This is a genomic window from Paenibacillus tianmuensis, from assembly GCF_900100345.1.
Classification (GTDB): Bacteria; Bacillota; Bacilli; order Paenibacillales; family NBRC-103111; genus Paenibacillus_G; species Paenibacillus_G tianmuensis.
In genome coordinates this window covers 15,419-41,552 of record NZ_FMTT01000039.1, presented here as the reverse complement: position 1 = coordinate 41,552, position 26,134 = coordinate 15,419, and the positions used below count along the sequence as shown (strand labels likewise).

The window sequence follows — 26,134 nt, the reverse complement described above, 5'->3', positions numbered from 1 at the left end:
GAGGGATTAGCGCATGCTAACGGGTAAGGTAGCATTGGTTACCGGCGCCTCTCGCGGCATCGGCCGGGCCATCGCCATCGGACTCGCGGAAGCGGGAGCCGATGTGGTCGTCAACTACGCGGGCAGCGAAGCGGCGGCGGCGGAAGTTGTACAGGCCATCGAAGCGCTGGGCCGCAAGTCGTTTAAGGCGAAGGCGAACGTCGGTTCCATGCAGGAAGTCGAAGAGATGTTCAAGCTTGTCCTGGAAGCGTTCGGCCGGATCGATATTTTGGTCAACAACGCGGGAATTACGCGGGATAACCTGATTATGCGCATGAAGGAAGAGGAGTTCGATCAAGTGATTGAGACGAATCTGAAAGGCGTATTCAACTGCGTAAAAGCGGCTACGCGCCCGATGATGAAGCAGCGTTCGGGACGGATTATCAATATCTCGTCCGTCGTCGGAGCGACGGGGAACGCCGGGCAGATCAACTATGCGGCTGCCAAAGCGGGCGTCATCGGGATGACCAAAACGGCGGCGAAGGAGCTTGCTTCGCGCGGCATCAATGTGAACTGCGTGGCGCCGGGCTTCATCGAGACCGATATGACCGACAAGCTGTCGGAAGATCAGCGCTCGCAGCTCATGACACAAATTCCGCTCGCGCGTCTGGGGAAGCCGGAGGACATTGCCAAAGCGGTGGTATATTTAGCGTCCGGCGATTCGTCCTATATGACGGGACAAACGCTTCACGTCGACGGCGGCATGTATATGTAGCCTGGCTTGCGGCAACAATGGGCGGAGGTGCGGGCAGAAGCATACGCACTGCCAGAGTTGCCGCAAAATAGAATTTTTTGGCGAAAATTGTTTTTTTCGCACTCAGCGAGGCTGACTATGGCATTTTGTCCATAAGTTAAGTATAATACCAAAGAGGAGGTGAACCGGATGTCCGAAGTTTTGGATCGCGTAAAACGCATCGTTGTGGACCGCCTCGGCGTTGACGAAGCGGAAGTGACCCTTGAGGCTTCTTTTAAAGATGATTTAGGTGCCGATTCTCTCGATGTCGTGGAATTGGTTATGGAATTGGAAGATGAGTTTGATATGGAAATCTCTGATGAAGATGCAGAGAAGATCACTACTGTAGGTCAAGTAGTTGAGTACATAAAATCTCATACGTAAACGCATAAGTCCCGTTTTTCTTGGATAAACGGGACTTATCTCCATTCCGTGCCTAATTGCGCGCAGTAGCGAGCTTGACTCCTTGCGAATGAAGTACATAACGAAGGTTATTTACAATAGAGGTGAATTACAGCATGAAACAAAGAGTCGTTATTACGGGTCTCGGCGTGATGTCCGCGCTTGGACGCGATCTTGAAACGTTCTGGGGGAATCTGATGTCCGGAAAGTCCGGTGTCAGCGCGATTGAGTCGTTTGACGTCAGCGAATACCCGACACGGATCGCCGCCGAGGTTAAAGATTTTAATCCGGAAGATTATTTTGATAAAAAAGAAGCCCGCCGCATGGACCGCTTCGTGCAATTTGCCGTGGCCGCTTCATTGACGGCCTTGAAGGATGCAGGGCTGAATGTCAAAGAAGATACCGATCCGGAACGGGTCGGTGTTTATGTCGGTTCGGGGATCGGCGGCCTGTCGACTTGGGAAGAGCAGCATAAAATTTTGCTCGAAAAGGGACCGAAGCGGGTCAGCCCGTTCTTTATTCCGATGATGATCGCCAATATGGCGGCAGGGCAAATCTCGATGAACACGGGAGCTAAAGGACCGAACAGCACGGCCGTTACCGCCTGTGCGACAGGTACGCACTCCATTGGAGACGCCTTCAAGACGATCCTTCGCGGAGATGCGGACGTCATGATCTGTGGCGGGGCGGAAGCAACGATCAGCCCTACGGGCGTTGCAGGCTTTTGCGCGCTGCGCGCCATGTCGACCCGCAACGACGAGCCGGAAAAAGCGAGCCGTCCGTTCGATACGGATCGCGACGGGTTTGTCATGGGCGAAGGCGCCGGCATTCTCATTCTGGAATCGCTGGAGCATGCCCAGAAGCGCGGAGCCCGCATTTACGGCGAAGTGATCGGCTACGGCATGAGCGGTGACGCACATCATATGACCGATCCGGACCCGGACGGCGCTGCCCGCTGCATGGTTAAAGCCGTGAAAGACGCCGGCATTCCGTTTGAAGCGATCGATTATATCAATGCGCACGGCACTTCGACGCCGGCCGGCGATAAATCGGAGACGACCGCGATTAAGCAGGCGTTCGGCGAGCACGCTTACAAGCTGGCCGTCAGCTCGACCAAGTCGATGACCGGTCACTTACTTGGCGCAGCGGGAGGCGTAGAAGCGCTCATCTGCGCACTGGCCTTAAAGCATGGCATGATCCCGCCGACGATCAATCTCGATAATCAGGATCCCGAATGCGATCTGGATTACGTGCCGAATACGCCGCGCCCGTTCGATCTGCGTACCGTAATGTCGAACTCGTTCGGCTTCGGCGGCCATAACGCAACGGTCATTCTGCAAAAGTACGAGGCTTAAGAGCATAGATTTCACGGGGCCGGCTAAACTATAACATTGTTTCGTGGAGTTGGCTGCACGTATTCAATCTCCACGAAACAAATTGCTTACACGAAGGTGATTAGATATGCATCGCAACTTAAAACAGCTGCAAGCGGACCTCGGAATCTCGTTCCGGCGTCCCGACCTTCTAAGACAGGCATTTACGCATTCTTCCTACGTGAATGAGCATCGCATCGGCCAACACAAGGATAACGAGCGGCTGGAGTTTCTCGGCGACGCTGTCCTGGAGCTGACCGTATCGGAATATTTGTTCGACAAGTATCCGGACCGCACGGAAGGCGAATTGACCAAATTGCGTGCTTCCATCGTCTGTGAACCCTCGCTCGTCGGCTTCGCCGAGCAGCTCGACTTCGGATCTTATGTGCTGCTCGGCAAAGGAGAGGAGCTGACCGGCGGTAGAACCCGTCCGGCACTGCTCGCAGATGTGTTCGAATCGTTTATCGGCGCGCTTTACTTGGATCAAGGCTTGGAGACGGTGCGCGCTTTTCTGAGCCGTCATATGTTTCCAGGCTTGCCCCAGCAGGGGCGCCTGTTAACGGCGGATTACAAAACGATTCTACAGGAGCATACCCAGCAGCATAATATGGGGCCCTTGGAATACAAAATCGTAGACGAACGCGGACCTGCGCACGAGCGGGAGTTCGTGGCGGAAGTATATCTTCATGAGGAAATGCTCGGTCGGGGACTCGGCCGCTCCAAGAAGGAAGCGGAGCAGCATGCGGCTGCCGAAGCGCTCACGAAGCTGGAGGTCAAGGTGGATCAGCCATAAAGCAAGTTCGCAGAAGGTGACGGCCGTACAGCGGGCCGTCGCTCTTTTTTTTTTCAGGTGGGCGGGACCGTTATCAAAAACCGATATCGTTCCGGTCAAACGACAGCAAGTCAATTGCAGCCAGCGTGTAGATCGCCGGACTGTTGTAAGGGGACGGTATCTACTATAGGTCCGGAATATGGTACAATAGCCGTAAGAGGTGAGCCAAGTTGTTTTTGAAACGTATCGAGCTCTCGGGCTTCAAATCGTTTGCGGATCGGACCGAGCTGGAATTCGTACAAGGAGTTACGGCAGTAGTCGGGCCGAACGGCAGCGGAAAAAGCAACATCTCCGACGGCATCCGCTGGGTGCTTGGCGAACAAAGCGCCAAGTCGCTGCGCGGGGGCAAGATGGAAGATATTATTTTCGCCGGAAGCGATGCCCGCAAAGCCGTCAATTATGGCGAAGTGTCGCTGACGCTCGATAACGCGAGCCAGTTGCTGCCGTTGGATTACAGCGAAGTGACGGTCACCCGGCGCGTGCACCGCAGCGGGGAAAGCGAATATATGATCAACAAGCAGCCCTGCCGGCTCAAAGATATTACCGAGCTCTTTATGGATACGGGAATCGGGAAGGAAGCTTACTCGATTATCGGGCAGGGTCGCATCGAAGAAATTTTGAGCACGAAATCGGAAGACCGCCGAGGTATTTTTGAAGAAGCTTCGGGGATCGTCAAATATAAATCGCGCAAGCGCGAAACGGAAAAGAAGCTGCAGGAAACGGAGCAAAATTTGCTGCGTATCCACGATCTGGTGTCGGAGCTGGAAGACCAGTTGGAGCCGCTGCGCGTGCAGTCGGAGAAGGCGGTGCGCTTCAAAGAGCTGAAAGAAGAGCTCAAATCCAGCGAGATTGCGATGTATGTCCATCAGATCGAGCAAATTTACGCAAGCTGGACGGATACGAACGCACAGCTTGAGAAGCTTCGCGAATCGCAGCGTGAATTGTCCGGCGTGATCAGCAAGCAGGACGCCGAGCTGGAGAAGGAGCGCTGGGAAACGCGGCGGCTGGAGGAAGAGATTGAAGGATTGCAGCAGCACCTGCTTCAGCTCAGTGAGGAGTTTGAGAAATGCGAAGGCCAGGGCGAGGTGCTGAAGGAACGAAAAAAAAATTACGCTTCCAATAAAAACCAGATTCGCCTTGCCGTCGTCCAGCAGGAGCAGCGTGTGCTTGATAAAGAGGCTGAAATTGCCCAACTGCGCGAAAAAATAGCTGCCATCGGAGCGGAGCTTGCGGAGACGCAGGCCAAGCTGAAGGCCGAGGAAGATCGGCTGCTCGGCGTGACGGGAGGCATCAGCAGCGCGGAGGAAGAGCGGCTGAAGGGCGAATTGCTCGAAGTGCTGAACGATTCCGCCAATGCCCGCAATGAAGCGCGGTATGCAGAACAGCAGCTGGAAGCGCTTGGCCGCCGGCTGGACCGGCTCGACGACGAGCACCGCAAGTGGCGAGAGCAGCAGGAGAGCATCGCGGAGCGCAAGGAGGCTCTGGAGAAGAGGCTCGACGAAGCCGTAGCCGCGATCGCGGAATTGCGGAATCAATATCTGGAGCTCAGCCAAGGATTGAAATCGAAGCAGACGCTTTCGGAAGAGGCGCAGGCCGCCGTCCGCAAGTGGGAGCAAAAGATCGATTCCATGGTATCGCGGCGCGATACGATGCGTGAGATGGCAAACGACTATGACGGCTTTATGCACGGCGTCAAGGAAGTGCTGAAGGCGAAGGACCGCGGCGATCTGCACGGCATTCGCGGCGCAGTGGCCGAGCTCGTCAAGGTGCCTGCTCATGTGGAGGTCGCCATGGAGACGGCACTGGGCGGCGCGCTTCAGCACATCGTCGTGGATAATGAGGCGAACGGCAGGGATGCGATCGCCTTTCTGAAGCTCCGCCAGCTCGGCCGGGCGACGTTCTTGCCGCTGGACGTTATTCGCAGCCGATCCATTCCGGAAAACGAACAGCGCCAAATCCAAGGGATGGAAGGCTTTGTCGGCATCGCCGTCGATTTGGTGCAATTTGAAGATACGTACCGGCAAATTGCCGGCAGCTTGCTCGGCAATGTCATTATTGCGAATACGCTGGAGGTTGCCAACCGGATCGCGGCCCGGGTGCAGTACCGGTACCGCGTCGTCACGCTGGAGGGCGATGTCGTGAACCCTGGCGGCTCGATGAGCGGGGGGAGCCAGCAGAAGAAAACGACCAGTCTTCTGAGCCGTCAACGGCAAATTGAAGATATGGATAAGGACATTTCACTGTCCGAAACCCAGTTGAAAAGCTTCCGGGCCAAAGCGGAGGAGCTGCGCCGCGAAATTGGCGAAACGACGCGTAAGCTGGACGAGCTGCGGGTGGAAGGCGAAAACCGGCGGATCGAGGAGCAGCAAGTTCGCGCTTCGCTTGAGCCGTTGGAGCATGAGGCGAAGCAGGTGGCCCAGCAGCTTGCGCTGTATGGCGCCGACGGTGAAACGCTGGCGGCCGAGCGCAGCGATCTTGAGCGCCGGCGGACGGAGGCTCTTGAGGCGCAGGAGCGGTTGCAGCGGCAGGAGAACGAGCTGCAGCAGGCGATCCGCGATGCCGAAATCCGCCGCAAGGCGAGCGAGTCGGAGAAAGAGGAGCTGCAAACGCAGCTCACGGACCTGAAGGTGAAGGTCGCGGCGCAATCGCAGGAGAAGCAGTCGCTGCACGAGCAGGAGCGCCGTTCCCGCAATGAGCTGGGGACGATCAAGAACGAACTGGAAGCGAACTGCGAGCTAGAGCGGCAGCTCGACTCCGACATGGCGAATCACGAGCAGGAATCTGTGCAGCAGATCGAGCAGCTGAACGATTTGAAGTTGAAGAAGCAGCAGTGTGCGGAGCAGTTGGACATGAAGCGCGCGGAGCGGGCGCAATGGGTGGCCAAGCTCGAAGCCGAGGAAAGCAAAACCAAGGAGCAGCGCTCCCAGCTCAGGCAGATCGAAGAACAGCTCCATCAGACGGAGGTTCGCGTGAACCGCTTGGACGTGGAGCTGGAGAACTTGCTCCAAAAGCTCTCCGAAGATTACGAACTCAGCTATGAGCTGGCGAAAGAGCGTTATCCCATACCGGAGGATGTTCCGGGCACGCAAAATAAAGTTCGCGAGCTGAAGCGCGAAATCGCCATTCTTGGGGAAGTCAACCTTGGGGCGATTGAAGAGTACCAGCGTGTTAACGAGCGATACTTGTTTTTGGCGGAGCAGAAGAACGACCTGGTGGAGGCCAAAACGGCGCTTTACCTCGTGATCCGCGAGATGGACGAGGAGATGGGAAGACGGTTCCGCTCCACGTTCGAAGCGATACGCTCGCATTTCGTCGTCGTCTTCGGGAAGCTGTTTGGCGGCGGCCGGGCCGACCTGATTTTATCGGAGCCGGACAATTTGCTTGATACGGGTATTGAGATCGTAGCGCAGCCCCCGGGCAAGAAGCTGCAAAATTTGCAACTGCTCTCCGGCGGCGAACGGGCATTGACCGCCATTGCGCTGCTGTTCTCGATTATCCGGGTCAAGCCTGTGCCGTTCTGCGTGCTTGACGAGGTTGAAGCGGCGCTCGACGAGGCGAACGTGACGCGCTTTGCCGAATATTTGCGCGAATTTTCGATGCAGACGCAGTTTATCGTCGTGACGCACCGCAAAGGCACGATGGAGGAAGCTGACGTGCTCTACGGTGTGACGATGGAAGAAGGCGGCGTATCGAAGCTCGTATCCGTCCGTCTGGAAGAAGACGAGGCCATTATGGAAGCCGGCTGATGCCGATATATTGAGATTGAGGTAGGTGCCCCGTGAGCTTTTTTAAACGACTGAAAGAAGCGATTTCGACCAAAGCCGAAGCGGTGACGAATAAATTCAAGGAAGGCTTGGCCAAAACGAGAGACGTGTTCGTCGAGCGGGTGGAGGACCTGTTCTCCCGCCGCAAAAAAATCGACGAGGATTTTTACGAGGAGCTGGAGGAAATCCTGATCGGCGCCGATGTGGGCGTGAACACGGTGCTGAAGCTGATCGAGGATTTGCGGGCCGAAGTCCGCAAACGCAAAATCGAGAACCCGAGCGAGCTGCAGCCGATTTTGTCCGAGATGCTAATTGCGCTGCTCAAAGGGCAGGAGCAAACCGGGCTGCGCATGGCCGAATCCGGCCTCACGGTCATTTTGTTCGTAGGCGTCAACGGCGTCGGCAAAACGACGACGATCGGCAAAATGGCTCATATGCTGAAATCCCAAGGCAAAAAAGTGCTGCTTGCCGCCGGAGATACATTCCGTGCCGGAGCGATCGAGCAGTTGGAAGAGTGGGGGCGCCGCGTAGGCGTCGACGTGATCAAGCAGCAGGCGGGCTCAGACCCGGCGGCGGTCATGTACGACGCGCTGCATGCGGCCAAATCGCGCGGCGTGGACGTGCTGCTCTGCGATACGGCGGGTCGGCTGCAGAACAAAGTCAACCTGATGGAAGAGCTGAATAAAATTTACCGTGTCATCCGCCGCGAGGTGCCGGAAGCGCCGCACGAGGTGCTGCTGGTGCTCGATGCAACGACCGGTCAGAACGCTTTGCAGCAGGCGAAGTTGTTCGACGAGAAATCTGGTCTGAGCGGCTTGGTGCTGACCAAGCTGGACGGAACGGCAAAAGGCGGCATTGTCGTCGCGATCCGTCAGGAGCTGGAGCTGCCGGTCAAATTCGTCGGCCTCGGCGAGAAGATGGACGATCTGCAAGCGTTCGACTCCGATCAGTTCGTGCATGCGCTGTTCAGCAAATGGATTGCCGAGTCGGAAAAGGAAGAGGAAAAAACCGGTCAGTAAACTGGCTTTTTGCCTGACAAGGAGAAAAGCTTGACATCCCCTTTCGATTTCAGTATGATAAGTGAGGTTGATTTGCTGTAAAGTGTTTTACCTTAACGGGGGTGAGGCACGAATGACGGAGGAAAATGTCCTTCAAAAGACGAATCGGATTAATCTGCTGTTCGATTTCTATGAGCGGCTGTTGACAGAAAAGCAGCAAATGTTTTTGAAGCATTATTTTCACGACGATTATTCGCTTGGCGAGATCGCATCGGAATTCAGCATCAGCCGTCAAGCGGTTTACGAACATATTAAACGGGCCGAATCCGTGCTTGAGGAATACGAAGGCAAGCTGCGGCTTTTGGAGAAGCATGAAGAACGGCAACGGCTCCTGCGGCAGCTGGAGTCGCTTAGCGGCGGTCTGCCGGAGCCTCAACGTATGGAGATTCAGGCCGTCATGGAAAAGCTTAACGAACTGGACTAACATAATTCCCTCCGGAAGGTGGTGACGACCTGTGGCATTCGAAGGACTATCCAGCCGGCTGCAAAATGTATTCAGTAAGCTAAGAGGAAAAGGCAAGCTGACCGAGGACGATGTGAACGAAGCGCTGCGGGAAGTACGGCTTGCGCTCCTTGAGGCGGATGTCAACTTTAAGGTCGTCAAAGAATTCATCGCCAAGGTGAAGGAACGGGCGATCGGACAAGAAGTGCTGCAAAGCTTTACCCCGGCGATGGTTGTCATTGATATTGTAAATAAAGAGCTGACGGCCTTGATGGGCGGGACGCAGAGCAAGCTGGCGCGGGCGAACAAGCCGCCGACGGTCATTATGATGGTCGGTCTGCAGGGCGCAGGGAAAACGACGACGACCGGCAAGCTTGCGAAGCTGCTTCTCCAGCAGAACCACCGGCCGCTGCTTGCGGCGGCGGACATCTACCGTCCGGCTGCGATCAAACAGCTGCAAGTGCTTGGCGAGCAGTTGAAGGTTCCGGTGTTTTCACTGGGCGACAAAGTAAGCCCGGTCGACATTGCGAAGCAGGCGCTGCAGCATGCGAAGGATCATAATAACGATTATTTGATCGTCGATACGGCGGGCCGACTTCACATTGACGAAAGCCTGATGGAAGAATTGAAGCAAATTGTCGAAGCGGTCAGCCCCGACGAGATTTTGCTGGTGGTTGACGCGATGACCGGACAAGACGCGGTCAACGTAGCTGAAAGCTTCCATAAGCAACTTGAGCTGACGGGTGTCGTGCTGACGAAGCTTGACGGCGATACGCGCGGGGGGGCGGCGATTTCGGTCAAAGCCGTTACCGGCTGCCCGATCAAGTTTGCTGCCATGGGCGAGAAGATGGATGCGCTCGAACCGTTCCACCCGGAACGGATGGCTTCGCGGATTCTCGGTATGGGCGATATGCTCACGCTGATCGAGAAAGCGCAAGCGAGCATCGACGCCGACAAGGCGAAGGAAATGGAACGCAAGATGCGTACCGCGGAATTCACGTTCGACGACTTCCTGGAGCAGATGGAGCAGGTCAAGAAGCTAGGTCCGCTGGACCAATTGCTTGACATGCTGCCGGGCGCAGGCAAGATCAAGGGCATGAAGGACGTCAAGGTTGACGATAAGCAAATGGCTCGTGTTGCCGCGATCGTCAAATCGATGACCAAGGAAGAACGGCAAAACCCGGATCTGCTCAATCCGAGCCGGCGCAAGCGTCTGGCTGCGGGCAGTGGCAATTCCGTGCAGGATGTCAACCGGTTTATCAAGCAGTTCGAAGATATGCGCAAGATGATGAAGCAGTTCTCCGGCATGATGGGGCCCAAAGGGTCCAAGCAGCTGAAGAACCTCAAGAAGCTCGGACGCGGGATGAAATTCCCGTTTTGAGATATACGATGTTTAATTCTATTGGGGAGGTGATATACATGGCAACTCGCATTCGTCTGAAGCGTATAGGCGCTCACAAAGCTCCTTTCTACCGCGTGGTGGTTTCGGATTCCCGTTCCCCGCGTGACGGTCGTTTCATTGAAGAGATTGGCACATACAATCCGATTGCTCAACCAGCCGTTGTGAATATTGACGAGGAAAAAGCACTGAAATGGCTCCAAAACGGTGCGCAAGCTTCCGATACGGTTCGCAGCCTGTTCAGCAAAGCTGGCATTATGACAAAATTTCACGAGTCTAAACTGCAGAAGTAATCTGTAAGATTCGGAGGGTACGATGAAGGATCTTATTACCGTTATCGCCAAGGCGTTGGTGGATCATCCTGAAGAAGTACGCGTGAATACGGTCGAGGACGACCGCAGCATTACGTTTGAGCTGTCGGTACACCCCAACGATGTCGGCAAGGTAATCGGCAAGCAAGGACGGATTGCCAAGGCGCTCCGCACCGTAGTCACATCCGCTGCAGTGAAAGAATCGAAACGCGTTTCGGTTGAAATCGTGTCATAAGGGAAACATGAGAGTTAGGAGCTGCTCCTAACTCTTTTCTCTTCCTATAAGCTCCTATTCCAAACCCGGGAGGATCCTATGAGCGAAAAGTTGTATACGGTTGGAAAAATTGTAAATACGCATGGCATCCGCGGCGAGCTTAAGATCGTCCCGGAAACGCATTTTCCGGACGAGCGCTTTGCCAAAGCCAGCAAGCTCGTATTTGTTCATCCCGAGCAAGGGACGCAGCTCCCCGTTACGGTAGAAGCGGCCCGTGAGCAAAAAAACATGTTCATCATCAAATTCCAAGGCTTCACGAACATCAACGAAGTGGAAAAATATAAAGGCTGGCTGTTAAAAGTTGAAGAACAATACTTGTCTGAGCTTCCCGAAGACGAGTATTACTACCACGAAATTATCGGCTGTACCGTCGTCACGGAGGAAGGCGAAGAGCTGGGGACGATCTCGGAAGTTTTGTCGCCTGGGGCGAATGACGTATGGGTCGTTACGCGTCCGGCAGGTAAACCGCTGCTGCTCCCTTATATCGACGATGTCGTGCTGAACGTCGACGTAAACGCGAAGAAGGTTACAGTCCGTCTGATGGAAGGCTTGCTTGACCTATGAAAATCGATGTGCTGACGCTTTTTCCAGCGATGTTCGACGGGGTCTTTACTTCGAGTATTTTGGGGAAGGCACGGGAAAAAGGTTTAGTTGAGCTAAATACGGTCAATTTCCGGGATTATGCCAACAACAAGCACAATACAGTGGACGACTATCCGTACGGAGGCGGCGGCGGAATGGTGTTGAAGCCGGAACCTCTGTTCGCCGCGGTTGAAGATGTAACCTCCGGTCTGGAATCAAAGCCCCGTGTGATCCTGATGTGTCCTCAAGGCGAGCCGTTCTCACAGAAAAAAGCCGAGGAACTTGCGGCGGAGCGGCATTTGATCTTCCTCTGCGGACACTACGAGGGCTATGACGAGCGAATCCGCGAGCATTTGGTGACGGACGAGCTGTCCATCGGCGATTATGTGCTGACCGGGGGAGAGCTGCCGGCAATGGTCGTGATCGACAGCGTCGTACGTTTGCTTCCCGGCGTGCTGGGGAACGAAACGTCGGCGGTGACGGATTCGTTCAGCACCGGCCTGCTGGAATACCCTCATTATACCCGTCCCGCGAATTTCCGCGGCTGGGAGGTTCCCGACGTGCTGATCTCCGGCCACCATGGGAATATCGAGGAGTGGCGCAGAAAGCAGTCGCTGGAGCGCACATGGAGAAAACGTCCGGATTTGCTGGAGGGGATCGAGCTTACGCCTAAAGAACGCCGCTGGCTTGACGAATGGGAAGCGCAGGAGCGTTCAGAGCGGGATGTCCCCGGTAAGCCGGAATGAAGGGTCTCAGGAAAAAACCGTTTTGCGTCATGCGCAGAAGCATGAGCCAAGACGGTTTTTTAAATTTGGAGGCTGGAATATATTTTTGTTGTAACGGGAATAATGTGACTCTGGAAGACATCGCCAAGCAACTGGCATGAACGGATCGATTTGCAAAAATGGAACGATCCTTCATCTTTCGGCAAAGAACTGGTTGTGTTTCCCTTGAATTTATGCTAACATATATAACGTTGTGGAAATTTGCTTGAATACGGTGGTCCTCTGCGCGTGACATCGAAGAACCGACATCTAATACTAGCAGCGGCATGAACACCTGTGTGGAAGGAGGGAGTCATCCATGAACTTGATCCAAGAGATTACGAAGGAACAACTGCGCAGCGACATTCCGAGCTTTCGTCCTGGCGACACTTTGAAAGTGTACGTTAAGGTTATCGAGGGTTCGCGCGAGCGTGTCCAGCTGTTCGAGGGCGTTGTTATTAAGCGCCGCGGCGGCGGAATCAGCGAAACGTTCACAGTAAGAAAAATTTCTTACGGTGTCGGCGTTGAGAGAACGTTCCCGATTCATACTCCGAAGATCGATAAGATTGAAGTGGCTCGCCGTGGTAAAGTCCGTCGCGCGAAGCTCTACTATCTTCGCGGTCTGCGCGGTAAGGCAGCAAGAATTAAAGAGATTCGTTAACGAAAACAAAGGGGCTTGCACACCAAGTCCCTTTTCGTTTTTTACCCACTCTGGCGAAAGGGCAGGGAAGCTAATGGAGCAGGATCAAACCGTAGAAAAAACGAATCCCGTCAAAAACGAAGCTTGGGAATGGATCAAAGCGCTGCTAATTGCGGCGGCCCTCGTGTTTTTTATACGCTGGCTCGTTTTCGCCCCGTTCATTGTGGAAGGGCCTTCCATGGAGCCGAATTTCTATACGGGAGAGCGGCTCATCGTCAATAAGTTTATTTACAAGTTCGGGAAGCCGGAGCACGGGGAAGTCGTCGTGTTTCATGCGTCCAAAGATAAAGATTACATAAAGCGCGTCATTGCCTTGCCGGGCCAGAAGGTCAAAGTCGAAGGCGACAAGGTGTATGTGGACAACCAATTGGTGGACGAAACCTATCTGAAGCCGGCACTGGATAAAGCCGCCTCAGAAGGGAGACCCTATAACACAAGAAATTTCCCGGAGCAAACAGTCCCCGAGGGCAGCGTATTCGTGATGGGCGACAACCGTTCGAACAGCTCAGATAGCCGTGACCCGTCTGTAGGCTTTGTCAATTATGATAAAATTGTCGGACGTGCCGACTTGATATTCTGGCCGTTCAATAAAATCAGCCTGGTTCATTTCAACAGTCCGAACCGGCAGTAGGTAAACAGATTGAGGTGACTCAGATGACGATCCAATGGTTTCCGGGTCACATGACACGGGCAAGGCGGCAAATCCAAGAGAAGCTGAAGCTGATTGATATGGCGATCGAGCTTTTGGATGCGCGGGTACCGTTATCCAGCCGAAACCCGATGATCGATGAAATTTTGCAAAATAAACCGCGTTTAGTTCTGCTGAACAAACACGATTTGGCGGACCCGGAGGTTACCCGGCGGTGGATGGAGTTTTTCGCGGAACAAGGGTTGAAAGCGATCCCGATCGATTCCGTAGGCGGCAATCCGGTGAAAGAGATTATGCAGCGCAGCAAGGAGCTGCTGTCGGAAAAAATTCAGGCGCAGCTGCGCAAAGGGATGAATCCGAGAGCGATCCGCGCATTGATCGTCGGGATTCCGAATGTCGGAAAATCGACCCTGATCAACCGGATGGCCGGACGTAAAATTGCCGCAACCGGAGACAAGCCGGGGGTAACCAAAGGTCAGCAGTGGATTAAGGTCGGCACGGAGATGGAGCTGCTCGATACGCCAGGGATTTTGTGGCCGAAGTTCGAAGATCAGTCGGTCGGTTTTCGCTTGGCAGCGACCGGGGCGATCAAGGAAGAGATTTTGCAGGTGGAGGAAATTGCTCTGTTCGCCATGCGTTATTTGACCCAGCATTACGCACAAGCGGTCAAAGAACGTTTCGACGTAGAAGAGGTTCCGCAAGACCCGGCAGACACCGATGCGATTGTTGCTCTGATGGAAGCCGTAGGCCGTAAGCGTGGCGCGCTGATGAGCGGAGGACGGGTGGATCTGGAGAAGGCCTCGCTAGCCATTCTGCGCGAGCTGAGGGCAGGCAAGCTGGGACGCATTAGTCTCGAAGCGCCTGACGATGCAGCAACACCTGACAATGAATGAGCAACCTTCGAAAGCAGCACAACGTCTAACTGTCCATAAACGCCACAAAGCGCGCTGCGAGAGGCACGGCGCGCATCGGAAACGATATAGAATTTATCCTGCAAGAGCGAATTCGTGAAGGAACGAATCGCTCTTTTTTCATTTGAATTTTAGTCGAGCAAATACACGGGATCGTCAACAGTAACGGTTCCGGTCCGAATGACTCTGGCATATACCCCAAAGCAGGCATCCAGATGCTTGGCAATATGTTTTAGGAAGGTCGGGTTGACGGTATTGTGGTCCGGATCTACGTTCACCATACTGCATCGATGGCATTTTTTGTATATCTCCAGTTTCGTACCTCCGATTTGGACGGTTTTCCCGATCCAATCAAATTCCTCAAAGGGCTGCGGTTCGTCGTAACGAATGACGAAGTTGGGTCTGAACCTGCGCATGTCGGTTTCCACGCCAATGATTTTTTCCAGCTCGGCCAGAGAAACATCCGTGGCGATCAAAATGCTTGCTTCATCAACCCCCAGCAAGTCGTCATGCTCAGGCGAATACTTCCTGGGAGAAATTTCCCGCGGAGAAACGACGGCTCGAATTTCTTCAAACAGCTCCTCATCCCATTGAAATACCCGGCCGTCGGGGGCCGTTACCTGTATTGGCGGAAATTCGTTGTCCGGTCTGTCGGCGACGTATTTGCTGGAATAAGCGAGCAGCTTCGGAACAAATTTGGCGTTCAGCTTCTTGTTGGACCGGGAAGCATCGGTTGAACGCGTATGATCGATAAAAGCATACCCTCTGTCTCCGTATAATCCGTATCGCTCGATATTGACCGCAGTCAGGCGTTCCCCTTGAAAGGATTTAACGGGATAACGGTAAATAGCCTGAATGATACCAATGGATTTCAAAGCGAACCCCTCCCTGAAATGACTGTTTGTGGATATACGCTTCATGATGTCCAGACAAAGTCGTTAGTTTCGGGATCAAACCAATCCCCGCCAAGCATGACACGTTTCACTTGCAGACCCTCCGGCTCCAGCACGACAAGGTCCGCATCGTACCCGGCTTTTAAAAGTCCCTTGTTGTGCAGTTTTACGATTCCCGCCGGAATCGAGGTTGCATGCTTCACCGCCTCCGGCAACGATTTTCCGTGCGTCTGCACGAGATTTCGTACCGATTGCGCCAAAGGAATGGTGCTTCCGGCGATCGTGCCGTCGGCAAAGCGGGCAGCCCCTCGTTCGACGTGCACCTCCAGTCCGGCCAAATGGTAGACGCCGTCCGTCATTCCTGCGGCGCGCATGGAATCCGTAATTAAGCAGACACGATCCCGCTTTAGTCCTAAAATCAATTCCACTGCGGCCGGATGCAGATGATACCCGTCTACATTGATTTCGGTGCTAAGCTCGTCGTGCAGAAGCACGGCTCCTACAACCCCCGGTTCGCGATGATGGAACGGACGCATGGCATTGCAGCAGTGGACGGCATGGGAAATTCCCCAGCCGATTGCGGTCCGCACCTGATCGTAGGTAGCGTCGGAATGTCCGCAAGCGGCGATAATATTTTGCTCCAAGGCATAAGCGACAGCCTCTTGGGCTCCTTCCAGTTCAGGGGCGAGCGTCAGCATACGAATGAATCCGGGGAAGCGGGAAGTCCATTCGTGAAGCCATGCGGTCTGCGGGTTGCAGATCCATTGCGGATGCTGGGCGCCCGGCCATTTGGGACTGAGGAACGGCCCTTCGAGATGGACGCCTTGAATCACCTGGCCGATGCGCTCCGTTTGCTGTACGGAAAAAGCGGCGGCAAGCGCGCGATCAATGTCCGGCTTCGGGGCCGTCAAGGTGGTGGCGAGGATCGAGGTTGTGCCATGGGCGAGATAGTAGCGGAGCATCCGCATCAGGCTGTCGGCGCTGCCGTCCATGACATCCGCGCCAGCGCCTCCGTGAAGATGAATGTCGATCAAGCCGGGAATCAGATATGCCTTGCCGAAATCAAGCACCGGGGCGTCTGTAAAATCAGGCTGAGACATCACTTCCGCAGGCGCTGCTTCTTCGGGGAATACACCTGCGATCCTACCCTGCTCGATGACGGCATAACCGCTAAAAGGCTCCCTGCCGCTCCCGTCGAGGATCGTCCCTTTGAGCACCAGCCGACCGGTGCTCCGTTTGCGCTCCGTCATGTGCAACGCCTCCATTTGCTCTTGGTTTAGTCCTTCCTTTTTTGGCGCACCATGGTGTAGGTTTCTTCCAACTGCATGACGGCGTCGGTAAAGTTACGGCTGATCATGGACATGTATAAAACATCGATCACATGGGTTTGCGCCAAGCGCGAACCGATGTCGCCCCGTTTCATCCCCGCTTCGGTCGCCGTGACCCAAAGCCCGATATCCGCCAACTGATGAAGCGGATTGTTGCCAACCTGCGTGATGCTGATCACCGTGGCCCCGTGCTCCTTGGCCATCGCCGCCACTTCGAGCGTTTCCTTTGTTTTGCCGGAATAGGAGATGGCAACCAGCACATCGCCGGGCTGAAGCATGACGCCGGAAAGCAGCATGACTTGAGGATCGCTGTAAACAAAGCTCCACCGGTTCAGGCGAATCCACTTGAAAGAGGCGTCCATCGCGACGAAAGAAGAGCTGCCTACACCGAAAAAAGCGGTTTTTGAAGCGTTCAGCAGCGCGCTAACGGCCCGGTCGACCTGTTCGGCGGACAAGACCAGCGCCGTATCCTCGATGCATTGCTTCGCCCAATAAGTAAGCTGCCGGATGACTTGAGCGGGTTCCATGCCAGGACGAATGTCGTCAAAATGATCGTCATTCTTCGGAATGGCGGTCGCAGCGGAAAGCAGTGCGAACTTTAATTCGCGGTATCCGCTGAAGCCGGTGCGCTGGGCAAGCCGGGCGACCGTCGCTACGCTGGTTTCTGTGTCCTCGGCGAGCTTTTGCACGGAAATTTGACTAATTTGCTGTTGGTGTTTCAGGATATACTCGGCTACCCGTTTTTCAGCCGGATGCAGCGTATCGAGCATGCTTTGCAGCAATAAACCGGCATTGTTCATGACCTTCACCTGCTTGTGATTTATTTATTGACGTAATATAATTCCTCGCAATATAATAATATACGTAATAATGTTACATATCAATGTTTTTTTGTTTTTGTATCCATACAAGTTTGGAGGGATAAGCGATGAGATTAAAGTTTGAAGGGCAAACGGAGGAGCTGTCTGCCGGGATCGGGCTGATGGCGGAGGATCTGCGGTTTACGCTGTCGGATGACGGAATCCCGGTACGTGTGGAGCGGACGCCGAATGTGTTGGAGGTTCGTCTGGAACAAGGACAAGGAACGATCCGCTATGGAAAAAAGCATGAATTTTTTCGCGCATTAGGGTTGTTTATTCAGCATTACGGCGAGAAAGAATCGTTCCATATCGAGGAGCATCCCCAGTTCGATGCGATCGGGCCGCAGTTCGACTTGTCCCGCAATGCGGTATTGACGGTAGACAGCTTTAAAGAATGGATTCGCAAACTCGCACTGATGGGGCTCAACTCGATGATTCTTTACATGGAAGACGTGTACGAGCTGGAGGGCGAGCCTTATTTCGGCTACATGCGCGGAAGATATTCGTTCGCCGAATTGAAAGCGATTGACGACTACGCCGACATCTTTGGCATCGAAGCTTATCCCAGCATCCAGACTTACGCGCATCTGGAGGAGTTTTTGAAATGGGAGCAGGCGGCGCATTACCGGGACACGAGAGGCGTGCTGCTGTCCGATTACGAGCCGACGTACGAGCTGATTGAGAAAATGCTTGCAGCTGCCACCGCTCCGTTCCGCAGCAAAAAGGTGAATATCGGCATGGACGAAGCGGAGGAGTTGGGCAGGGGGAAATACCTGGACCGTTTCGGTTACAAGGACCGGTTTGACGTGATGATCCAGCACTTGTCCAAGGTGCGCCAAATCGCGCAAAAGCTCGGCTTGGAGCCATGCATGTACGGAGATATGTTCTTGAAGATGGCTTCCAAGGCCGAGGGCGATCATTACGTATTCGTGAAAAACGTGGAGCTTTCCGAGGAAATGGTGAGTTTGATTCCGAACGACGTACGGTTAGTGTACTGGGACTTTTTCCATACGGAAGAAAAGGACTACTCGTATTTGATTGATATTCATCGTCAGTTGGGCCGGGGTCAAAATCCGATTTTCCTTGGCGGCATCTGGACATGGAACTGCTTCGGGACGAACTACGGGCTTTCTTTGAAAACGTCCGACGCAGCTTTGAAAGCCTGCAAAAAAGAAGGTGTGAAGCAGGTGTATGTGGCCATGTGGGGCGATGATGGCATGGAAAACAACCACTTCAATGCGCTGCTGGGCATTCAGCTGTATGCGGAGCATGCTTACTCGGAGGAAGTGAGCACGGAACAATTGCATCAAAGAGTGAAGTTTTGTACGGGCATGGATGCGGAGGCATTCCTCAGTTTGAAATATTTGGATGAAACGCCGGGGAGCGTGCCGGACAATACGGAGCAGAGCAATCCGTCCAAGTTTTTGCTGTGGCAGGATGTGCTATTAGGATTGTTCGACAAGCAGATCGAGGGATTGGAGCTGTCGGAGCATTATGCACGCCTGGAACAAGTGATTCATGAACGACGCAATCCTGAGGTGGAGCTTGATTATTTGTTCGAGGTGCCAGAACAATTGTGCAGGGTGCTGGCGTTAAAAAGCCAGTTAGGCATCGACCTGAAGCAGGCTTACGACAACGGTCAACTGGAAAAGCTTAAAGATGCGGCCCTGCATGTGCTTCCCGAGCTTTCCCAACGCGTCAACGCGCTGCGGATCGCCCATCGGAACCAGTGGCACGCAATGTATAAGCCTTTTGGATGGGAAGTGCTCGATATCCGCTATGGCGGCGTTCTGACAAGGCTGGAGAGCGCAAGTGCGCGACTGCTGGATTATGCGGAGGGCAGAGTCGATAAACTCGAGGAATTGGAACAGGAGCGGTTGGTGTTCGGTCAGCGCAATCGTTTTAACAACAAAGGCGCGGGCTGGAGCAGCTATTATTTTCGCATTGCTTCGCCGAATGTGTTTTTCCATGTGCTGCCGATCTTTTGACCGGAAAGAAGCGCAATTTATTTTCAAGAGACCGCCTCTGCGTTATGGCGCAAGAGGCTTTTCTAATTTTCAACCCTCGATGAACAACGGTTCGCTTATTAAAAACTATACATTTCAAATTAATAAAAACCTATTGCTCCAATGGGGAATATTTGATAATATCCTTTTTAATAAATAGTAATTACTATTTATGGGATGGAAGAGAAAATATCCCTGATAGATGAAGAGAGGAGTGAAGCTGTGCGAGAAGACGAAAATTAGTGAGGACGAAAAAGTTTGGCCGGTCTGCAAAACAGCCGGCGAGAGGATGAAGAGACATACGATAGGAGAACCGGGATGAAAACAAGAAAGTTTTTTGGCTTTGAAAAAGCATTTTTCGTCAGTTTTATTACGACGGCGATTCCTGTCATTATTCAGGTGCTTATGCTGTCGTCGCGGAATTTGGCGGATGTCCTTATGGTCGGGACGTTGGGACAAACCGAAGTGGCTGCGGTCGGTATTGTCAGCAAAGCGATGATGATTTCGATTGTGCTGCTCGTCGGCCTCAGCAGCGGTTGCGGCGTTCTGGCTGCCCAATATTGGGGAGCGAACAATCTCTCCGGCGTTAAAGGAATTCTGGGTCTCAGTTTCGGTATGGCGTTTGTGCTTGTCGTGCTGCCGGTTCTGTTCTTCTTTACCGCCAATCCGGCGGTCGTTATGGGGCTGGCCACTTCCGATAGCCATCTTGCCGAAATCGCATCGAAGTATTTGGGCGTCATTTCGTTAAGCGTCATTTTTTTAGCGATCGTCAATGTGTTTGGCGTCGGTCTTCGAGCGATCGGACAAGCTTCCACAGCGATGTACTTCAGCATCGGAGGCGTCGCCTTGAATGTGCTGCTGAACTACCTGCTTATTTTTGGAAAAGCCGGGTTTCCCCAGTTAGGCATCATGGGGGCTGCCTATGCTACGCTGATCAGCAGTGTGGCGGAGGCCTTGCTGCTCACCGCAATGATTTACTTCAGAAAACACCCCCTGGCGTTCGTTCCGAACGATTTCATCCGGTATATCAGCAAAGATCGTTTAGTACAGTTTGTTCGAATATCCGTGCTGGCTACCGTCAACGGCTTCATCTGGTCTACGGGTATCTTCTTGTATCACGTCATTTACGGAAAGATCAGCACCGAAGCGTTGGCTGTTATGTCGATGATGGCGACCGTCGATTCTTTCAGTGCCGCTTTTGAACAAGGTTGCGCAACGGCGACGGCCGTGCTTCTGGGGCAAACTCTTGGACAACAGCGCTTTAGTGCGGTAATTGAGCAGGCTAAAGGAATGCTCATGATCAGTCTTTTGCTGTCGCTCGGGCTTGGTTCGCTGCTGCTGTTGTTTTACCGCCCGATTATCGGGCTGTACGGGGCGATCGACGACTCGTTAATCGATACGGCGTTCCAAGTGTATATGATCATGGCGTTCACTTTTTGGCTGAAAACAATCAATGCCGTCGGGATCAGCGGGGTACTGCGCAGCGGAGGAGACTTGCACGCGGGATTGGTGATTGATTTTACCGGACAATGGCTGATCGGCATTCCGCTTGCTTTAGTGGGCGCATTCGTCTTGAAGTGGAGCTTGCCGCAAATTTTTATTCTGGTCATCATAGAAGACCTTGTGAAGGCGTGCTTGACGCTTTACCGCATCCGGCAAGGCAAATGGGTTCGGAACCTTGTCACGGTTAAGACGCGTGAACAGACGTATTCGGCAATGTAATAATGAAAATTATTTTGAGGTGAAGCGATCGTGGAAATGATGGACAGATTAGTGAAGCTTTATGAGCTGCCTCCGTTGGAGGATTATATTAACGCACTGCGCGAGAAAGGCATTCTGGTTCGCCGTCCGAGAGCTTATGAAAAAAATCAGGTGCTGGAATGGGTGCAGAGCAATTTTAGCAAAGGCTGGATGAGCGAATGCGACGTCACGTTCTCCAATTCTCCAGTCAGCAGCTTTATTGCTACACGCGACGGCGACATTATCGGGTTTGCTTGCTACGAAGCGACATACCGGAATTTTTTCGGCCCGATCGGGGTGGGCGAAGCTTACCGGGGCGGACAGGTGGGCAAAGCGCTGCTGCTGCATTGCTTGCACGCGATGGCGGATATGGGCTACGCCTATGCCATTATCGGCGGTCCCAAGGAGGCGGCTCCATTCTACGCGCGGGTTGTGGGCGCTATCGATATCGAAGGGTCGAATCCGGGGATTTATGTCGACAGATTGCGTGGCAAAGATAGTTAAAAAAGGAGTGGACGGGAAGCGATGGTAAACCTTAATCATGCGGATTTGGTTGTCGCCGGCGGAGGCTTGTCGGGAAGCCGGGTGGTCATTCATGTATTGAACCGATTGCTGGAAGCAGGCAAGGAAGCGGGAGAAAAGCCGATCGAAATCGTGATGATTGACCGTTTCGGCGAATTCGGACGCGGGATTCCTTACGGGAAACAAAGCCCGTCCGGATTTTTGTTGATTGAACCGGCTGCCCAGTCGACGCCGAAAGAGTTTCGGGATTGGCTGTCGCTGCATTATAAGGAGCTGGTCCATGAAGGCGTGCACCATGAAGATCGATTGCTGCAGGCTTGGATATTTCGCTATAAAGAGCAGCTCGAGAGCGGGCAGGTAGACGAGCTTTATGTGCCCCGGAAGCTGTTCGGCTTCTACGTCGAGCGCTTGCTTCGCGAAACGGTGCAGTTGGCGGAAGAGCGGAATTTAGCCAAGGTTGGGTTCGTTACAGGAGAGGTGACGGATATCGAGCCGGAGGCATCCGGCTTTACGACCCGGCTGGCCGACGATTCAAGCTTTCATAGCCGGGCGTTCGTGCTGGCAACGGGATGCATTCCGCGCAGCAATAGCTACGGCTTGAGCGTGGATGAGGGGTACATCCACGATTTGTACGAGGATACCTATGCCGGTCTGGAACAGGCGGTTGCTAAGCGCGCCAAAGCGTTCGACCGGAAGCTGGACATCTTGATCGCAGGCTCGAACGCTTCGGCAATTGAGGCGCTCTATTTTCTATCGAACCGTGCGGAGCTGCTCTCTGCTGTGCGCAGCATCAATGTCGTTTCCTCCAGCGGATATTTGCCGGGCGGCGTCTTCGAAGGCGAAGAGAACGAAGCTCTGACATCAGGCGGCCAACGTCCGTCGGCACTCGAGTACATCGAGATCGCTGCCCGCTTTGTAACGGAAGGGCTGGTCACCGCCACACAGGCAAAAATTATCCATATGGACAGCCGGGCGGACCGGCGGTTGTATATCGAAGCGGACGGACAGGAGGGGAATTTCGAGCTGGCGGCGGATATCGTGGTGAACTGCACCGGTGCGGGACGCGTGAACCGGACGGATTCCCCGTTGATCCGCAATTTGCGGGCGCGCGAAAATCATTTTACAATGAACGCTTCCTTGCGGGGGTTCCAATTGCAGCCGAATGGTTACGAGCTTGAGGGAGTGGATAACGGCTTTGTCATCGGACCTTTATTGAACCAGGACGCCCTTGAAACCCACGTTGAAAGTATTCTGGCTGTGTACCGGGTAGCGGAGGGATTAGGCAACGTCTTGTACCAACGATTATCCGAGACGTCGATGGCATCGAAGGGCTAACGGTTGAAAACAAAGCTTGCCGGACGATCCGACCCGAGGACCTCGTGCTTTCGGAGAGGAAGCGAACGCCTCTCCTTGCTATTTTCCTCTTGGAAGGGAGAGTTACGATGATCATCTATCAATTGCCATCTCAGGAACGGCAGCTCGCGCTCACGTTCGACGACGGTCCGAATCCGGTCTATACTCCGCAAATTTTGGATTTGTTTAAGAAGCACCAAGCTTATGCCACTTTTTTCGTCATCGGCTCCTATGCCAAGCAATACCCGGACCTCCTTCGCCGGATTGTTGAAGAGGGGCACGAAATAGGGAACCATACGTACAGCCATCCTGCTTTGCCCAAATGCGATAGGCAGGATGTTTATAACGAGCTGGAAACGACGAACGGAATTATTCAAGAAATTACGGGAATACAGCCTTCCTTGTTTCGCCCTCCTTATGGCGAATTCAATAAGCATACCGTCGAGGCGGCGGATCGGTTCGGGCTTCATACGGTGATCTGGCCGGATCATCAAAACACGAAGGACTGGAGTCTCCCGGGCGCTGACACGATTGTGGAGCGGGTGCTGGAAACTTTGCAAACGGGCGATATTATTTTATTTCACGACGGCAGTGGGGACGATGCGGGCGAGGACCGCAGCCAGACGGTCCAGGCCATCGAAATACTGCTCCCGCATTTGATTGGCAATAACTACAAATTGGTAACCGTATCCCAGATGATGCGTAGTTATAATGAAGCGATGATATTGCGCGTCTAGGAGTCTGTTTTGAGAAATATGTATAATTATACTAAAAAATGTATTTATATAAAAAGTCTGGCTTCCTTTCTCTTGAATCCTGGTCCGTCAATTTATTGCATAGTTCTTGGACTTGATTATGGTTCTCCATAATCGGGTCCTTTTTGTTTTTTGGGGAGCTGTAATGGACAGGCACTGAAAATTTTTGGTTGGGAAAAAGAAACAAAACGGTTGCGTGCGACGTCCTTTATTTATAGTTATGGCTGCTGAGAGGTGGAGAAAATGAACGGAATGAACGGATGGAAAGTGAGGATGCGGATGGCCGTTGCCGCCGCTTTGTTCGGCATCGGATTGCTCAGTGCTTGCAATCACGAGGCGGGAAGTGATTTTGCCGCCGGAAAACGGACTTGGGGCCAGCCGCATGATATTAGGGCGGAAGATATTGCGAGCCTGATCATTACCGATTCGTCGGGCAATACAAGTTCGATCGTTTCCCGGGATGCGATCGGACAGTTTCTCGAAGCGATACAGAAAGCGACTGCGGAGGCGGCCAAGCTGGACATTGGGCCCCCCGACATGTCGATCGCTCTGAGCTTGAAGGATGGCAGAGAGCATCCGCTGTACTTTTGGCTTGCGCAAAATAACGACCGTTTGTTCGTGGATCTGGGTCGTTCCGAAGTGTACTATACGTTGACGGCAGAAGGGAAAAATGTGATTTTACATTTATTGGACGAAACGAGAAAAAGCTTGAATTCGCGGTTCTATGCGTAAAGGGATAGGCAGGTCCCGAATCCTGCTGTATAATGGAACATCATGGCGAATGACAAGGTCGAATCTTGGTGCAGGAAATGCGGGTGAGGAAATGCTGGAATACGAACAGGAGCTCTGGGGTCGAGGAAGAACGCTTGTGGCCGGAGTTGACGAGGTCGGACGAGGCTGTTTATTCGGCGATGTGGTGGCTGCGGCGGTTATTTTGCCAAAAGGTTTGGTGCTCGAAGGCGTCGACGATTCGAAGAAGTTAAGCGAGAAGAAGCGGGAAGCGTTATATGATGTGATCCGGCAGGAGGCGCTGTCCATCGGAATCGGAGTGGCGGACGTCGACACGATCGAACGGATCAATATTAAGCAGGCGGCACGGCTCGCGATGAAGCGTGCGGTCGAACAGCTGGACCCCATTCCCGATTCGCTGCTTGTCGATGCCGAGAAAGTCGATGTGGACGTGGAGCAGCTTGCCGTTATACACGGTGATGCTTTAAGCCAGTCGATTGCGGCCGCTTCCATTATTGCGAAGGTGACTCGGGACCGCATGTGCTTGCAATGGGATATGGAATTTCCGGAGTACGGCATTGCGATACATAAAGGATATGCGACAAAAATGCATCGGGAGCGTGTGGCGGAATATGGTCCGTCGCTGATGCATCGTAAAACGTTTCTAAGAAACATCGTTTACGAACAGCAGGTGCTGTTCTAGCAGGTACAAGTCTGCGCTGAAAAAAGCCCGGCGGTTAGCCGATATATATCATGAACCGGAAATGCAGCCGGCAGGGAGACGTGCAAACGTAGCCTAAGCCGGCTTTATTTGTATAGATGGAAGGAGCGGATGCGATGAATATCAGCGGATTGATCCGGGGATTGGCGGGCGACGCGCAACTAGCGGAGCCTAAGGCCTTGGAGCTCAAGGTCGGGCAAGTGGTGAAGGGCATGGTGCTTCAGGTTGGACCGGAGAAGGATGCTGTAGTCAATATCGGAGGGGTGCAGGTACGGGCTCAGCTCGAAGCACCGCTGAAACCGGGGGAAGTGACAATGCTTCAAGTGCAGCCGGAATCGCCGAACGGACAGGTGGTCCTTAAGCCGCTGCAGTCGAACGTGCAACTATCGGACGGATCTCTTACGGATATCGTGAAAACGATGGGACTTCCTGATTCTCCGGCAAACCGGCAGTTGGTGCAGCTTCTGAATCAGGCCGGAGTTACCTTGACGAAGGAGAATGTGCAGGCGTTTGCGAAGCTGCAGGCTCAAATGCCTCCGAATATGCCGCAAGAAGCATGGCTTCCGTCGGCTGTCATCGCGTTTCAAAAAGGACTGCCGCTAACTCCGGAGACGGTCTCTTCGGTGCGGCAGGCGGTGCAGGGTCCACCGTTTCATGAGGTTTTGGATCAGCTCGGACAGCTTGCAGGACGCGAGCTGGAAGGGAACACTTCGCTGTCGCCGCAAAGTCGCGAGCTGCTGCAAAACGTGCGGCAGCTTGTTCAACAGCTTCGCGATACGGCGAGCTTGCTGATCGGGGCGAAACCCAACGGCGGAGAGGGGACGCCAGCAGCGGCGCAGCCGGGAGCGGGCGCTGGCGCGGGAGCGCAGGCAGCGGTGCAGCCGGGAGCGGGCGCTGGCGCGGGAGCGCAGGCAGCGGTGCAGCCGGGAGCGGGCGCAGGCGCGGGAGCGCAGGCAGCGGCGCAGCCGGGGGCGAGCGCAGGCGCGGGAGCGCA

The 26,134-nt window shown here is 53.8% G+C and carries 25 protein-coding genes and 1 pseudogene; 23 read left to right on the top strand and 3 right to left on the bottom strand.

Annotated features, from left to right (window positions below):
• Nucleotides 1-13 precede the first annotated feature (13 nt).
• From fabG to ylqF, 15 genes are all read left to right on the top strand, one after another.
• Nucleotides 14-754: a 3-oxoacyl-[acyl-carrier-protein] reductase gene (gene fabG / locus BLO51_RS21230; RefSeq protein ID WP_090675025.1), complete on the top strand. Its 741-nt coding sequence runs from the start codon at nucleotides 14-16 to the stop codon at nucleotides 752-754.
• Nucleotides 755-922: 168 nt separating this feature from the next.
• On the top strand, nucleotides 923-1,156 hold the full coding sequence (gene acpP, locus BLO51_RS21225; RefSeq protein WP_090675023.1) for an acyl carrier protein: 234 nt from the start codon (nucleotides 923-925) through the stop codon (nucleotides 1,154-1,156).
• 134 nt (nucleotides 1,157-1,290) lie between these two features.
• Nucleotides 1,291-2,529, top strand: a complete 1,239-nt coding sequence (gene fabF / locus BLO51_RS21220) for a beta-ketoacyl-ACP synthase II (protein WP_090675022.1) — start codon at nucleotides 1,291-1,293, stop codon at nucleotides 2,527-2,529.
• Nucleotides 2,530-2,635: 106 nt separating this feature from the next.
• The gene (rnc, locus tag BLO51_RS21215) at nucleotides 2,636-3,340 is read left to right on the top strand and encodes a ribonuclease III (protein ID WP_090675020.1); all 705 of its coding nucleotides are present in this window, start codon (nucleotides 2,636-2,638) and stop codon (nucleotides 3,338-3,340) included.
• Between the two features lie 209 nt (nucleotides 3,341-3,549).
• Nucleotides 3,550-7,125, top strand: a complete 3,576-nt coding sequence (gene smc, locus BLO51_RS21210; RefSeq protein WP_090675018.1) for a chromosome segregation protein SMC — start codon at nucleotides 3,550-3,552, stop codon at nucleotides 7,123-7,125.
• Between the two features lie 32 nt (nucleotides 7,126-7,157).
• Entirely contained in the window at nucleotides 7,158-8,162 is a 1,005-nt protein-coding gene (gene ftsY, locus BLO51_RS21205; RefSeq protein WP_090675017.1) for a signal recognition particle-docking protein FtsY, read from the top strand.
• A gap of 112 nt (nucleotides 8,163-8,274) precedes the next feature.
• Entirely contained in the window at nucleotides 8,275-8,625 is a 351-nt protein-coding gene (locus tag BLO51_RS21200; RefSeq protein WP_090675016.1) for a putative DNA-binding protein, read from the top strand.
• A 31-nt stretch (nucleotides 8,626-8,656) separates the two neighbouring features.
• A complete protein-coding gene (gene ffh / locus BLO51_RS21195; protein ID WP_090675014.1) occupies nucleotides 8,657-10,024 on the top strand; it encodes a signal recognition particle protein in 1,368 nt (455 codons plus the stop codon).
• Between the two features lie 38 nt (nucleotides 10,025-10,062).
• Complete coding sequence (gene rpsP, locus BLO51_RS21190; RefSeq protein WP_090675013.1) at nucleotides 10,063-10,335, top strand: 30S ribosomal protein S16; 273 nt, start codon at nucleotides 10,063-10,065, stop codon at nucleotides 10,333-10,335.
• 22 nt (nucleotides 10,336-10,357) lie between these two features.
• A complete protein-coding gene (locus BLO51_RS21185) occupies nucleotides 10,358-10,588 on the top strand; it encodes a KH domain-containing protein (protein WP_090675012.1) in 231 nt (76 codons plus the stop codon).
• A 78-nt stretch (nucleotides 10,589-10,666) separates the two neighbouring features.
• Nucleotides 10,667-11,191, top strand: coding sequence for a ribosome maturation factor RimM (gene rimM, locus BLO51_RS21180; protein ID WP_090675010.1), 525 nt, complete (start codon nucleotides 10,667-10,669; stop codon nucleotides 11,189-11,191).
• The gene (trmD, locus tag BLO51_RS21175) at nucleotides 11,188-11,955 is read left to right on the top strand and encodes a tRNA (guanosine(37)-N1)-methyltransferase TrmD (protein WP_090675008.1); all 768 of its coding nucleotides are present in this window, start codon (nucleotides 11,188-11,190) and stop codon (nucleotides 11,953-11,955) included. Before rimM ends, trmD begins: the two co-directional genes overlap by 4 nt.
• Before the next feature lie 337 nt (nucleotides 11,956-12,292).
• Nucleotides 12,293-12,634 (top strand): 50S ribosomal protein L19, encoded by a 342-nt coding sequence (rplS, locus tag BLO51_RS21170; RefSeq protein WP_090675007.1) that lies wholly within the window; start codon nucleotides 12,293-12,295, stop codon nucleotides 12,632-12,634.
• A gap of 73 nt (nucleotides 12,635-12,707) precedes the next feature.
• Nucleotides 12,708-13,304, top strand: coding sequence for a signal peptidase I (lepB, locus tag BLO51_RS21165; RefSeq protein ID WP_090675005.1), 597 nt, complete (start codon nucleotides 12,708-12,710; stop codon nucleotides 13,302-13,304).
• 23 nt (nucleotides 13,305-13,327) lie between these two features.
• Nucleotides 13,328-14,215 carry a ribosome biogenesis GTPase YlqF gene (gene ylqF, locus BLO51_RS21160; protein ID WP_090675003.1) on the top strand — a complete coding sequence of 296 codons (888 nt, stop codon included), beginning with the start codon at nucleotides 13,328-13,330 and terminating at the stop codon, nucleotides 14,213-14,215.
• 149 nt (nucleotides 14,216-14,364) lie between these two features.
• Here ylqF and BLO51_RS21155 read toward each other — a convergent pair whose 3' ends face one another.
• The 3 genes from BLO51_RS21155 to BLO51_RS21145 are packed head-to-tail and all read right to left on the bottom strand — an operon-like array spanning nucleotide 14,365 to nucleotide 17,254.
• Complete coding sequence (locus tag BLO51_RS21155) at nucleotides 14,365-15,108, bottom strand: MOSC domain-containing protein (RefSeq protein ID WP_167670276.1); 744 nt, start codon at nucleotides 15,106-15,108, stop codon at nucleotides 14,365-14,367.
• Between the two features lie 41 nt (nucleotides 15,109-15,149).
• Nucleotides 15,150-16,376: an N-acetylglucosamine-6-phosphate deacetylase gene (nagA, locus tag BLO51_RS21150; protein ID WP_167670275.1), complete on the bottom strand. Its 1,227-nt coding sequence runs from the start codon at nucleotides 16,374-16,376 to the stop codon at nucleotides 15,150-15,152.
• A gap of 26 nt (nucleotides 16,377-16,402) precedes the next feature.
• Nucleotides 16,403-17,254 (bottom strand): MurR/RpiR family transcriptional regulator, encoded by an 852-nt coding sequence (locus BLO51_RS21145; RefSeq protein WP_090674999.1) that lies wholly within the window; start codon nucleotides 17,252-17,254, stop codon nucleotides 16,403-16,405.
• Nucleotides 17,255-17,382: 128 nt separating this feature from the next.
• On the opposite strand from BLO51_RS21145, the gene BLO51_RS21140 reads away from it, so the two are divergent.
• From BLO51_RS21140 to BLO51_RS29365, 8 genes and pseudogenes are all read left to right on the top strand, one after another.
• Nucleotides 17,383-19,302, top strand: a complete 1,920-nt coding sequence (locus BLO51_RS21140) for a beta-N-acetylhexosaminidase (RefSeq protein WP_090674997.1) — start codon at nucleotides 17,383-17,385, stop codon at nucleotides 19,300-19,302.
• A 336-nt stretch (nucleotides 19,303-19,638) separates the two neighbouring features.
• Complete coding sequence (locus tag BLO51_RS21135; RefSeq protein ID WP_090674995.1) at nucleotides 19,639-21,042, top strand: MATE family efflux transporter; 1,404 nt, start codon at nucleotides 19,639-19,641, stop codon at nucleotides 21,040-21,042.
• A gap of 36 nt (nucleotides 21,043-21,078) precedes the next feature.
• A complete protein-coding gene (locus tag BLO51_RS21130; protein ID WP_090675060.1) occupies nucleotides 21,079-21,564 on the top strand; it encodes a GNAT family N-acetyltransferase in 486 nt (161 codons plus the stop codon).
• Nucleotides 21,565-21,585: 21 nt separating this feature from the next.
• A complete protein-coding gene (locus BLO51_RS21125) occupies nucleotides 21,586-22,917 on the top strand; it encodes an FAD/NAD(P)-binding protein (protein WP_090674994.1) in 1,332 nt (443 codons plus the stop codon).
• Between the two features lie 89 nt (nucleotides 22,918-23,006).
• A complete protein-coding gene (locus BLO51_RS21120) occupies nucleotides 23,007-23,672 on the top strand; it encodes a polysaccharide deacetylase family protein (protein ID WP_217266766.1) in 666 nt (221 codons plus the stop codon).
• 270 nt (nucleotides 23,673-23,942) lie between these two features.
• Nucleotides 23,943-24,422: a YhfM domain-containing protein gene (locus BLO51_RS21115; RefSeq protein WP_143006936.1), complete on the top strand. Its 480-nt coding sequence runs from the start codon at nucleotides 23,943-23,945 to the stop codon at nucleotides 24,420-24,422.
• A 49-nt stretch (nucleotides 24,423-24,471) separates the two neighbouring features.
• Entirely contained in the window at nucleotides 24,472-25,122 is a 651-nt protein-coding gene (locus BLO51_RS21110; RefSeq protein WP_090674989.1) for a ribonuclease HII, read from the top strand.
• 134 nt (nucleotides 25,123-25,256) lie between these two features.
• A pseudogene (locus BLO51_RS29365) lies at nucleotides 25,257-26,134 on the top strand (hypothetical protein); the annotation flags it as partial.